The following is a 12,345-nucleotide window of genomic DNA, read 5'->3' as shown; positions in this document are numbered from 1 at the left end:
ACGAGCAAACAATATGAAATAAATGATTCCGATCAGGGGGCGCAGTGATGAGTTTGCAGGATAGAAAATTAATCACTGAGACTATGATCAAAGATAGAGAACTGAATTCAGTTCTTGTGGGGGAAAAAGATATGTCTGTTGGGTTTGATCAAGCTGAGGGTTCTACGCACAGGAGCTCAGGACATGGGACTTCGGGGCAAGGGGCCCTGGAGAATGCATCGCATGGTTTTGGTGAAAGATTGCTCAAATCACTCAAACCTCTGGCTCTTATGGGAATGCTGGCAGTGCCTTTGGTGGCACCCGTTTCTGCGCAGGCGGCTGGTTTGGTCAAGACGACGACGATCACCTATACCTACGATGATTATGGCAATGCGACACAGGTCGATACCTCGGTAACCGATGGTGTGGAGACCTTTACGACGTCTGTCTCAGCAACGATTACCAATGAGGAAAGCAAGTGGTTGTTGGGGCGCACGACGCAGGTTGTGACCACCAGCACCAATGCGGATCAAACTTCCCTGTCCCGCACCTCTGCTGTGACTTATCATGGCGATACCTTCTTGCCTGCGACAACAACAGTTGAACCCGGTGACCCCACACTGGAAGTCGTGACCACCTATGGCTATGACAGCTTTGGCAATGTGACCTCAGCTTCTGTTGCTGGTGTTGGTGAAACAGCACGGACAGCAAATACAACCTATAGCCCCGATGGTCGGTTTGCCCTGAGTTCCAGCAATGCATTGGGACATAGTAGTTCTGTTGTGACTGACAGTCGTTTTGGTATGCCGATCTCAAGTACCGATGCCAATGGCATTATTACTACTTTTGAATATGATGGATTTGGTCGTTCTAAACGTCAATTTAATGCTGATGGAACCGAAATTGTAACCTCTTTTGGCCTTTGCTCTGATGCTGTCATCACCTGTCCAAGCGGTGCTGTGGAGCGTGTTCTGCAGCAGTCATTGGAAACTGCCAGTGGTATAGCCATTGCCGCTAACAGCATTACTTATCTGGATAAATTGGGGCGTGAAATTCGCAGTGAAAGCCAAATGGCGGATGGTTCAGTTATCTATGGAGATACGGTCTATGACAGCTTTGGACGTGTGATCAAAACATCAGCGCCTTACAAGGCAGGCAATAGCTCTATTGATTGGGCACTGAACGACTATGATGTGCTGGATCGGGTGATCAAGTCCACAGATCTCAATGGTGCTATGACAACCACGGCGTATAGTGGTTTGAGTGTGACTATTACAACGCCGTTGCAGGAAACGGAAAGTCGCAAAAGCAATGCGCGGGGTGAACTGGTTCTGGTCACCGATACCATGGGGGGCACCATTGCCTATAGCTACGATGCCTTTGGTAATCTGACCAGTACGACCGATGCCAAGAACAATACGGTGACCATTGCCTATGATAAACTGGGCCGTAAACTCAATATGGATGATCCGGATATGGGTTATTGGTCCTATGGCTATAACAGCTATGGGGAACTGACATCCCAAACCGATGCTAAGGGCCAGACAAATACATTGAATTACGACATTCTTGGTCGTTTGATCCAGCGTGTTGAAGCGGAAGGAACAACAACCTGGACCTATGATACCGCTGCCAATGGTCTTGGTCTGTTGCATAGCGCGACTGGTCCGGGCGGTAGTGGACAACCTGATTATATCGAAACCCATGCCTATGACAGCTTGAGCCGTCCAAGCAGTACAACACGCAAGATCCGGGGTAAGGATTATGCCTCAACAGTTTCCTATGATACCGCAGGACGTTTGGGCAATGTGACTTACCCCACAGGCTTTGCTGTGGACTATAGCTATACGGCAACAGGTTATCTGGATCAGATTACCAAAACAGCCGACAGTTCTCTGATCTGGAAAGCCAAGACCCGGGATGCGGACGGTCGGGTGCGCGAAGCACAACTGGGTAATGGTCTAACAGAATGGACCGATGTGGATGAACTCGGTCGAGTTACTTCCCGCCGTCTGTCCGGGGCACAGGGCTTACAGCTTGATCTCGCCATGACCTTTGACCTCGTCGGCAACCTCACAGCCCGTCAGGACAATGTACAAGATCGTAAAGAGACCTTTGGTTATGATGCGCTTAATCGTCTGACCTCTAACCTGTTGGTCAAGACATCTGACAGCACACAGTTGGCTTCAAACACCTATGGCTATGACATAATCGGGAACATGACCCTGAAGTCTGATCTTAGTCATGGCGGGATCATGACCTACGATCCGGCACGGCCCCATGCAGTGGCAACCGCCAAGGGTGGATCTTATACCTATGATCTCAATGGTAACCTGACCGGGGGCGGGGGACGTTCCGTTTCCTGGACCAGCTTTAACAAGCCGGCGACCATTGATGCTACGGTCTCTCTCAGTGCGACATCCTTTGTCTACGGCCCTGACCGGGCACGTATCCGTCAGACCATTGTCGAGGCCGGCACAACCACCGAAGTTGCCTATGTTGGCTCCTATTATGAAGAACGCACACCAGTAACCTCAGCGGGTGTTCAGTCCGGTACGATGGAGCAGATCCATTATATCCGTGCGGATGAAGCTTCACTGGCGATCCACAAGATCGAAGTTGCTGTGGACCAGACCACAACAACCAAAACCCGTTGGATGTCACTGGATCATATTGGCTCTACGACTGTCACCACGGATGAGTTGGGTCTGGTGGAAGAGCGTCTGTCTTATGATCCTCATGGCAAACGACGGGAAGGTGACTGGCAGGAAGCATCCTTACCAGTCCGTCCGACATTCACGCCCCGTGGCTTTACCGGACATGAGCATCTTGATGCTGTGGGTATCATTCATATGAACGGTCGGGTTTATGATCCGGAGCTTGGTCGATTCCTCAGTGCAGATCCGACAATTCCTGAAGCGATCTATACACAGGATTTTAATCGTTATTCTTACGTCCGTAATAATCCTCTTTCCTATACTGACCCAACTGGATTCCGCCATGCTATAGGGTCAGATCGTCAAGATGATGAGCGTGAAAGAGATCGCGAACGTGATCGACGAGATTCTACGTTTGATAAATTCAATCGCTGGGCTAAAAATTTTTTTGGAAACACAACTCAAACTCAGACGCTTGAAGAAGCAATTGCAGAAGAGATAGGGCGAGGAAGAGCTTATTTAGCGACTATCAATCGAAAGTTTGGAATAGCTGTGCTTTCAAATACACCTATGTCTGCACCTGCTTTAGTTGAATGGGCTGCTTATGTTGATATTTATAATGAGATACAAGATTTTGTTGATGTTGTTTCTCCGGGCGATCTACCTGAATTAGAAACAGCATTACAAGCCGACTACGGTGATATCATTGAGACTGTTGCGTTGGGACTAGCAACAAGGAGAGTGGGGGCTGCACCGTCTTTAATACAGACAGTTAAAGCGCCTAAAACATTTAGAACGCAACTGAAGCAATATTTAAGTAACATCAAATCTGTCCCAAGAGAGAAGCTTCTAAAAGATTTGAAGGCTATTGGGTTTAAGGAAGTTAAGAAGATGCCGAATGGTATGATACATCTTCAAAGGGGGCAGATAAAACTTCGATTAGATCCACCACATTTGACCGGTCCAACAAAAACGCAAGTTCCTTATGACCATATGCATATTAATATGACAGGTGGTCTAAAGAAAAAAATAAGTACTAATAAAAGAGCTTTCAATAAAGACTTGAAACCTACAGATTATAGAAGTTCGGACGCTCATATTGAAATTCAAGGACCCTGATATGTCTACAGAAATTATTGGATACGGTTTTGACGATGTGATCTCAGATGGTTTTCATTACAATGAAAGAAATAAAGTTCTCGAAATCTATTTTGATGAGGGTGGTAAAAAAGTTAATGACGAATGGGTTTCAACAGAAAAACCATGCAAGCTTGTGATTGAAAAGTGGAAAGATGCGATGGGCCGAAAAGAAGGTAAAAACATTTTTCAATGTCTAGATGATCACTTAGGTGTGGTTAGTTTAATTTTAGGGATAAAATATGAAAATGATAGATTAGAATTAGATATAAATACTACTGATGACAGATATGTAACGTGGGTATTTGTTTCTCCTAAAGTTCGTGTTGAGTTGGTTGATTAAAAATACACATATATTTTGCTGCTTTGAGGCATTATTATCCTTGAAAATATCTTGGAGGAGCAAATTTCTATGGTGGGGGAGAACTTGCTCAGGACGAGACCGGGAAGTGTCAGAATTGCACAGGCACCAAAGTTGTGTCTTATCGACGAGCGCGATCTGGCGGAATTTCTGGTCCATTTGTTGGGCTGTCCGCTGGTGGGGAAAGAGGATTTTCCCACTGAGGCACTTTATCTCGAACGCTTTAATGCCAGTTTCCTCAAAGGCGCCGGGACGTTTATCCACGGTGAAGATACCGACAGCATCTTTATCTCTCTCTGTGATCTTACATTGGGCTTTGTGACCAATGCCCTGCAGTTAGGCGATATAAGATAGAATACAGAAATATACCTTCTTTCTTTAAGATGAAGAGTTTTGTGATAATTAACGATTTTGCCTTGTTCGTATTAAATTTAAATATTCACTATTTCCCGTCAAATCGCTGTGGCTTCGTCCTCTGAAATAAAGTATCAATTAAATCCTGATATAAAAGTTATCCTTTCAATATTTCAGGCACTCCCATGGGGAGTGAGTTCTTTGTGTCCGCTTTACCGTTTTCAGATATTGCTGCTTTTGAGACTGCCTTGGGTGATCAGTTGGTTGCTGCGGGCAAGCTTGATCTCGCCAGTTTACAGCGGGCGAAGACGGTTCAGGGGGAGACTAGGGAGTGTCTGAACACGTTGGTGTCAAAGCTGGGTCTTGTGGCCGAGCGGGATCTGGCGGAAGTTCTGGCACACCTACTGGATTGTCCGCTTGTTGGGAAAGAGGATTTTCCCGCCGAAGCACTTTATTCCGAACGCTTTAATGCCAGTTTCCTCAAAGGCGCCGGGGCGCTTATTCTCGGTGAAGATGCCGACAGCATTTTTGTTGCCCTTTGTGATCCGACACAGGATTTTGTGATCAATGCTCTGCAGCTGGCGACGGGGAAGGTTACCAAGGTTTCCATTGCCGTTCCGGCGGAACTGGAAGCGGCGATTGACCGTCTGTTTGTTGCCGCTGCTGATCCTGATCTCGAAGGCAGTGTAATCTCAACGTCTTTGGATGAGCTGGACACTGATGTTGAGCGCCTGAAAGATCTGGCCAGTGGTGCCCCTGTCATCCGGCTGGTCAACCAGTTGATCAACCGGGCAGTGGAAAGCAAGGCATCGGATATCCATATCGAACCCTTCGAGAATATCTTGCGGGTGCGCTTTCGTCTGGATGGTTATCTGCAAGAGGTCATGACGCCGTCTTTGTCTTTGCATGCGGCTTTGATGTCGCGCTTGAAGATTATGGCCAATCTGGATATCGCGGAACGCCGCTTGCCACAGGATGGCCGGATCAAGCTGGCGGTTCGCGGCACACAGATTGACCTGCGTCTTTCCATTGTGCCAACCATGCACGGGGAAACCGCGGTGTTGCGTGTTCTGGATCGCTCGACTGTGCAGCTTGATTTTGACGATCTGGGCATTACGGGGGTGCAGCGGGAACAGCTGGATAGCCTGTTGGAACGGCCCCATGGGATTTTTCTGGTTACCGGGCCAACGGGCAGTGGTAAAACCACCACGCTTTATGCCTGTCTGTCGATCTTGAACCAGCCGGACAGTAAAATTCTGACCGTGGAAGATCCGGTTGAATATCAATTACAGGGCATTAATCAGATCCAGACACAGGCATCGATCAACCTGACATTCCCCCGGGTTTTGCGGTCTTTGTTGCGACAGGATCCAGACATTCTGATGATCGGGGAAATCAGGGATCAGGAAACCGCAGAGATCGCGGTGCAATCGGCCCTGACCGGGCATCTGGTTCTCTCGACCCTGCACACCAACGATGCGGTTGGCTCTGTGACCCGCTTGCTGGATATGGGGATTGATGATTATCTCGTCAGTTCTACCCTCAACGGGGTGATGGCGCAGCGTCTGGTACGACGGCTGTGCCCTGCGTGTAAGGTACAGGAACCTGTCTTGCCGGAAATGGCAGAACAGCTTGGCTTTGGCGAGATACTGGGAACATTGCCGGATCAGCTTTATCGCCCCGTAGGGTGTGGTGAGTGTAACCAGACCGGATATCGTGGTCGCCGGGCATTGGTTGAAGTCTTGACATTGAGCGAGGAATTCAGTCGCCTGCTGCTCAGCCGTGCCAACAATGCCGAGTTAAAACGAGAAGCCCTCAAGGAGGGCATGGTGCCGCTCTATCATGATGGACTTGCCAAGGTGTTGGCGGGGGAGACCACCATCGAAGAAGTTTTACGTGTGGCACGGCGATAGGGGCGACAGGAAACAAAGATGGCACGCTATTCCTACAAAGCCGTGAATGCATCTGGTCATGTTGTTGAAGGCATCAAGTCTGCCAGTAGCCGAGACAGCCTGTTTGACAGTCTGAAGCAGGATGGCTTTCTGCCGATATCGGCCGAGGAAGCCAAAGCGGGGCTAAGTGCCGGGGGGAATCTCTCTCTGTCTTTTGGCAAGTCGGGGCTAAAACCTGCTGATATCGTGGTCTTTACCCGTGATATTGCAACCTTGCTGGATACCGGGTTGTCGCTGGATCGTGCTCTGACCCTGATTGCCAAACTTAATCACAAGCCTCTATTACAGGCGATGACCCAACGCATTCTCGCCCGGGTGCAAAAGGGGCTGTCTTTTGCAGAAGCACTTCAGGCAGAGGGGGATATCTTTCCGGGGCAATATATTGGTTTGGTCAAGGCCGGAGAGACCAGTGGTAAACTGGATGGTATTCTGGTCAAGCTGGCGAGCCATATGGAAAAATCACAGGAATTGCGCGAGCGTGTGAACACGGCTCTGCAGTATCCTGTGCTGGTGATCTGTGTTGCAATGGTAACCCTGATGATCCTGATGACTGTGGTTATTCCACAGTTTCAGCCGATTTTTGAAGAGGCGGGCAACCAATTGCCGCTCGTCACGCGCGGGGTAATCGGTCTTTCGGTTTTTCTGCAAAACTACTGGTGGGCGATTCCCTTGAGTATTGGCGGATTAATTCTGTGTTTTGTGCTGGATTATAACCGCCCGGAAGGAAAAAAGCGGTGGCATGGTGTTGCCTTGCGTATGCCGATTTTGGGTAATCTTCTTCGTCGTGCGGATACGGCGCGCTTTTGCCGGGTGCTGGGAACCTTGCTGACCAACGGGTTATCGGCGCTGGATGCTTTTGACTTGTCTTTGCAAACTGTTTCCAATCAGACGCTTCATGAGGCAATAGGAAAGGTGCGAAAACAACTGGAACGGGGCGAAGGTTTTTCTGCTCCCCTGCGCGAAACCTGTGCTTTACCAGAACTAGCCAGCCATTTGATCGGCGTGGGGGAAGAAAGTGGTAATCTGCAACGTATGTTGCTCAAGATCGCAGAGATTTTCGAAGGCGAAGTTCGCCGTGATCTGGAACAGCGTATTAAAATGCTGGTCCCCGTGATAACCATTTTTCTTGGCGTCCTTGTTGCTGTTATTATAGGCTCTATCCTGTCGGCGATTTTGAGTGTCTATAATCTGCCGATTTAATTTTAGGCCTCACAGGTATTATCTCTATCTTTTCTTTTACATATCTCACCAGCAAGAAAATTAATCATGTCTGAAAATACAAAAACGGCTTCCTTATCAGTGTTGGCTTCCCGTGATAAGAGAAAGAAACAAAAGGGCTTTACCCTTATTGAGCTTTTGGTTGTCCTGATCATTCTCGGAGGTATCGCAGCGATCGTTACGCCCCAGGTTTTCAAGTACCTTGACGGGTCCAAGGTCGATACTGCCCAGTTACAGATAGATCGTCTGAGCGGCGTTCTTGATCTCTACCGTTTGGATACCGGACGCTATCCGAATGCGCAAGAAGGCCTGAGCGCACTGGTTACAGCACCCGGCGAAGCTAAAAACTGGAATGGCCCCTACATTAAAAAGGAAAATGCGTTGATTGATCCCTGGGGGCAGGCCTATCAATACAAGGTGCCGGGTGAACATGGCGACTACGATCTCTATTCCTTTGGGGCCGATGGCCGTGAGGGCGGTGAAGATACCGATAGTGATATCGTAAGCTGGTAAGGTGTCATGAGGGGGCTATTTCGATCTTACAGATACATCCAGTATCCCCCTTATAAACCTTCTCGGGGTAAATTCCTTTGTGGCTCCAGGCGAAATGCTTGTGGGTTTACCCTTATTGAATTGATGGTTGTTCTGCTTATCCTTAGTGTGATTGGGGTAATGGCACCCGTTGCATGGAAAGCGGTGATGCCCGGGGTAAGTTTACGTTCGGAAGCGTCGGAGATATCTGATCTTTTGCGGCAATTACGTGGCGAGGCCGTGACCAATAACAAGTCCGCGGTTTTCGAACTTGATATCAATGATAAAAGCTATCGTGCCGGCTTGCTTGGTGTTGCTCGATCTCTGTCGAAAGATATAGAGGTCCGGTTTATCTCTGCCCGAGATGAAACCGCCGGGGGAAATATTGGCGGTATTCGGTTTTACCCGGATGGAAGCGCAACCGGGGGACAAATTACGCTGTCCACGCCAAAGGGACAAAGTGCCCTGATCCGCGTTGACTGGTTAACCGGGAGGGTCATCGTTGAAGAGTAATCAGGGCCAACAGGCTAGCCTGTTTCGACTTTTTCAAAGAGGGAGAACTGCGCGGCATAACGGCGAACACGGCTTTACCTTGTTAGAAACGTTGATTGCCTTGACCATTCTTGCTTTTTCTCTCGCGGTGATTTTTCAGACCCTTTCTTCTGGAATTGCGGGGATTACGCGCGCGGAACGACACGGCTATGCCGTTCTATATGCCAAATCGGTTATGGATCGTGTCGGCACAACGATTGCTCTGACCGAAGGGCGTGATGTCGAACACTTTGACGATGGTTATCAGGCAGAGATTATTATTTCAGCCGAGGAAGATCCCAACCGTTTTTCCAGTCAGGATGTCTTGAACCTCTACATGGTTAGGGTGTTGGTACGTTGGTCTGCACCTCACAAAGGTCAGTATCAGCTGCAAAGCCTTAAAGCTGTCGCCAGAAAATAGCCCGAAATATAGAGAGCCAGAAGCTTGACGTCTAAAAAAAGAACCTATCGACAAACACAGGCCGGTTTTACCCTGGTCGAGCTTTTGATCGTGCTTGTTCTTGTGGGCATTATCGCTCTTGGTTTACTTGGGGGACTGCAGTTCAGCTATAAAACATGGGATCGTGGTCGGGATCGTAGCGATAACTTTAATCAGGTTATCACCCTTCAGGAACTGTTGCGGAAACAGGCAAAAGCCTTTCCTTTGGAACGGAATTTGTCCAGTGATGTACGGTCTCTGGAAGGGGAGAGTGATCGTCTGAGTCTGATTTCCAGCTATCCGTCGTTTTTGTCCGAAGAAGGATTGAACCAATTCAGTTACTACGCTGACGGAGAGCATATTCTGATGGATTGGCAAAGCGCGTCATCAAAAGGCGACATTCAGGCCAGTTTGGATGATACGGGATTGGATGACGCAGGAAAAGAAACACGCTTGATGTTGGAAAATGTTTCGCGGATCACCTTTTCCTACTATGGCTTCCCCCTTTCTGGTGGTGGGCGGAAATGGTTGAATAGATGGGAAGATCGAACTGATTTACCCGAGTTGATCAGAGTGCAGGTTGAGTTTATGGATAACAGTAATCAACTGCAGTGGCCGGAATTGACAATACAACCCCTTGTCCAGGGGGGGAATAAAATTTACTGATGGATGTTGCAACGGTAGTATTTGTTTCCATGAATACCCTGCGATTGAAAACAGATGTTTCCTGATCGTTCATGATGCTTTTATGTGTTGTTGGTTTTAACGATAAACAGACCCTGATAGTGATAGAGATATGAAAAGGCTTTCTTTCGTAAAATGAGTACTCTTTTGCCGACAATGACGCGCTTCATCTCTTGGTGGGGACAGGGATTACTCTTTTGCCTGCCTTATCCTGTGCGGCATTTTTTCTTCCCGATACAGCATCGGGTTTTCATGAGAAAACAGGATCAGCAGATTCAGATTGTCTCTGATGAAAAAGTGGTGGGTACTCAACTTCTTGATGCCGCAGATACCGATACTCTTGCCGATCTCAAAGCTGTTTGGGCTGATCTCAATCTTAAGTTTGTTGTTCTCTTGCCCGGTCAGTACGTTATCCGCCGTACATTGGAATTGCCTGTTGAGACCGTTGAAAACCTGTATCAAGAGTTACAGGGGCAGATGTCAGACTATACTCCCTTTCGCGCAGAAGAGGTTTATTTCGACTACAAAATCAAAGGGATAAATGCTCAAAGTGAAAAGGTCCTGGTGGACCTTGCTGTTGTTCCCATTCATCTGCTTGAACAGGAAAAATCCTATTTTACTACTTTGGATTTTGATGTTTCCACGATTGCTTTTGCAGGGGGCGGAGATAATCTCGGTCAGGAAGATCAGTTGTTTACGTTTTGCAACGAAGAAAAAGCACAGGATAGGAAAATTCCCGAAGGAAAGCTTCTTGTTGCTTCTTTGATGATCACCCTTGTTATGGCGAGTTTTTATCTTCATCAAAAAAAGGATCATGAACAGGCTTTGCTTCAGGCAATTTCTGATCAACTTGATCTTGAAAAACGCAAGGCTGCTGCTGTTAAAACGTTGCAGGAAGATATTGTAACTGAACAGAAACGTAGCCGTTTTCTTGTTACAAAGAAACAGGGCTCTTACACTGTATCTGATCTGCTGTTTTCTGTGAGCACGATCCTGCCTGATGATACATGGATTATTGATGCCCGGCTTAATAAAGCTCAGTTAACTTTATCAGGGTTTTCTTCAGATGCGTCACGGTTGATTGCCTTGTTGGAAGCATCACATGCCTTTTCCGATATTCGCTTTATTTCACCGGTTGCCAAAGACAATCGTCTGAAGCGTGATCGATTTAATATAGCATTGAAAATAAACGATAAAATGACTCAGAGTCAGGCCAGAAATAACGTGGCCGAACAGGAGGTTGCTCAATGACAAAAACAGCACCACCTCTGTGGCATTGTCTACTTTCCGCGGGTATTCTTATTGCGGTTTTTTTTATGTTTTTGCAGAGCCTGTTTTTATCTCCTCTTGAAGAGATTGATTTGGCTAGAGAAGAGCGAAAGAACAGCCAGATGCTCGTTGAACGTTATGCTGCGATAGCTTCTATGCGTGATACTCTCGAAGCTCAGAAGCTGGTTGTTATCGAACAGGCAAAGCAGCAGCAAAATTATTTACAAGGCGCAACAGAGGCTTTGGCCGCTGCTGGTTTGCAAGCCAAAATTATTCCCGTAGCGCAAACCAACGGTGCTAATATTCGAAGAGTTCAGGTTCTCAAGCAAAAAGAAGCAGAGCACGGGTTTCAAAAAGTTGGCTTGCGCGTGGTTGTGTTGGGAAAACTCAAGGCTATACAGGCAACAGTTCACGCGCTGGAAACGTATCAGCCGTTGCTATTTATTGAGAATATTGAAATTGTAAATCGCCAAGGCGGTAATCCATCCAACAAGGTCGGACGTAAACGCAGTGATCCGGATCTTCAGGTCCAATTTGATCTCTTTGGCTATCTTGCGCCAATGAATGATCAGGAGAAAGAGGCATCATGAAATTACGATCACGTCTTTTTCTTGGTATTTCTGCCTTATGTTTTGTCTCAAGCCTGACGCTGGTGTGGTTAAGTTATAACTTGATGACCCGCGATGTGGAAACTCTGTTGATAAAAACAGAGGAAATTACACGTGAAGTCCCGGCTCTTTTGCCGCCCGTCCCTATAGAAAAAAAAGCATTATCTCGCTATGAAACAGTTTTGGTTAAGCCACTTTTTTCACCGTCGCGCCGTCTAGAGGAAGACCCTCCGCCGCCACCAAAAATTGTTGCAAAGCCTAAAGTCGTACAGCCTATTCAAAAAGCGAAACCAAAGCCTGTAAAAAAAGCTCCGCCCCCACCGCCACCGAAAGAGTTGCTCCTGTCCCTTGTTGGCGTCGTCGTTTTAAATGGTACACCACAGGCACTTTTGAAATCCGAAACCGATGGCGAGTTTTTACGTTTAGCCAAGGGACAGAGCCATAATGACTGGGAAGTGAAAGAGATCATGGATGACAGTGTTGAATTTTCTCATGGGGAACTGACAAAACTGCTTGTATTTGATAAGCCTCAATAAAAAGATGGGGTAACTACTCAACTAGAGAGCCAGACAAACAAGCAGTATGAAATAAATGCGACAGCTGTCACTCCCTAGTTGACAGATTG

General features: G+C 47.5%; 12 protein-coding genes and 1 pseudogene. All 13 read left to right on the top strand.

Features of this window, described 5'->3' with window-relative positions; translation table 11 throughout:
- Positions 1 to 47 precede the first annotated feature (47 nt).
- The 13 genes and pseudogenes from WH96_RS20645 (at position 48) to WH96_RS20590 (ending at position 12,256) form a co-directional block, all read left to right on the top strand.
- Positions 48 to 3,755 (top strand): RHS repeat domain-containing protein, encoded by a 3,708-nt coding sequence (locus tag WH96_RS20645; protein WP_053006195.1) that lies wholly within the window; start codon positions 48 to 50, stop codon positions 3,753 to 3,755.
- 1 nt (position 3,756) lies between these two features.
- Positions 3,757 to 4,116: a hypothetical protein gene (locus tag WH96_RS20640; protein ID WP_047766144.1), complete on the top strand. Its 360-nt coding sequence runs from the start codon at positions 3,757 to 3,759 to the stop codon at positions 4,114 to 4,116.
- Positions 4,117 to 4,185: 69 nt separating this feature from the next.
- A complete protein-coding gene (locus WH96_RS20635) occupies positions 4,186 to 4,488 on the top strand; it encodes a hypothetical protein (protein WP_047766143.1) in 303 nt (100 codons plus the stop codon).
- A gap of 203 nt (positions 4,489 to 4,691) precedes the next feature.
- A complete protein-coding gene (locus WH96_RS20630) occupies positions 4,692 to 6,401 on the top strand; it encodes a GspE/PulE family protein (protein WP_204248271.1) in 1,710 nt (569 codons plus the stop codon).
- 18 nt (positions 6,402 to 6,419) lie between these two features.
- Positions 6,420 to 7,640 carry a type II secretion system F family protein gene (locus WH96_RS20625; RefSeq protein WP_047766141.1) on the top strand — a complete coding sequence of 407 codons (1,221 nt, stop codon included), beginning with the start codon at positions 6,420 to 6,422 and terminating at the stop codon, positions 7,638 to 7,640.
- A 66-nt stretch (positions 7,641 to 7,706) separates the two neighbouring features.
- Positions 7,707 to 8,171, top strand: a complete 465-nt coding sequence (gene gspG / locus WH96_RS20620; RefSeq protein ID WP_082130628.1) for a type II secretion system major pseudopilin GspG — start codon at positions 7,707 to 7,709, stop codon at positions 8,169 to 8,171.
- A gap of 6 nt (positions 8,172 to 8,177) precedes the next feature.
- Positions 8,178 to 8,330 (top strand): annotated as a pseudogene (locus tag WH96_RS22790) (type II secretion system protein); the annotation flags it as partial.
- Complete coding sequence (locus WH96_RS20615) at positions 8,331 to 8,702, top strand: GspH/FimT family protein (RefSeq protein ID WP_245629520.1); 372 nt, start codon at positions 8,331 to 8,333, stop codon at positions 8,700 to 8,702.
- The gene (locus WH96_RS20610; RefSeq protein ID WP_047766139.1) at positions 8,692 to 9,141 is read left to right on the top strand and encodes a type IV pilus modification PilV family protein; all 450 of its coding nucleotides are present in this window, start codon (positions 8,692 to 8,694) and stop codon (positions 9,139 to 9,141) included. Before WH96_RS20615 ends, WH96_RS20610 begins: the two co-directional genes overlap by 11 nt.
- Before the next feature lie 24 nt (positions 9,142 to 9,165).
- A complete protein-coding gene (locus WH96_RS20605) occupies positions 9,166 to 9,825 on the top strand; it encodes a prepilin-type N-terminal cleavage/methylation domain-containing protein (RefSeq protein ID WP_047766138.1) in 660 nt (219 codons plus the stop codon).
- Between the two features lie 153 nt (positions 9,826 to 9,978).
- Positions 9,979 to 11,094, top strand: coding sequence for a PilN domain-containing protein (locus WH96_RS20600; RefSeq protein ID WP_082130626.1), 1,116 nt, complete (start codon positions 9,979 to 9,981; stop codon positions 11,092 to 11,094).
- A complete protein-coding gene (gene gspM, locus WH96_RS20595) occupies positions 11,091 to 11,702 on the top strand; it encodes a type II secretion system protein GspM (protein WP_047766136.1) in 612 nt (203 codons plus the stop codon). Before WH96_RS20600 ends, gspM begins: the two co-directional genes overlap by 4 nt.
- The gene (locus tag WH96_RS20590) at positions 11,699 to 12,256 is read left to right on the top strand and encodes a hypothetical protein (RefSeq protein ID WP_047766135.1); all 558 of its coding nucleotides are present in this window, start codon (positions 11,699 to 11,701) and stop codon (positions 12,254 to 12,256) included. The genes gspM and WH96_RS20590 overlap by 4 nt, the downstream gene beginning before the upstream one ends.
- The last annotated feature ends 89 nt before the right edge of the window (positions 12,257 to 12,345 follow it).

The organism is Kiloniella spongiae (genome assembly GCF_001026905.1).
GTDB lineage: Bacteria > Pseudomonadota > Alphaproteobacteria > Kiloniellales > Kiloniellaceae > Kiloniella > Kiloniella spongiae.
Note: the sequence above shows the minus strand (reverse complement) of the source record. Positions and strands in the feature narration are given on the sequence as shown.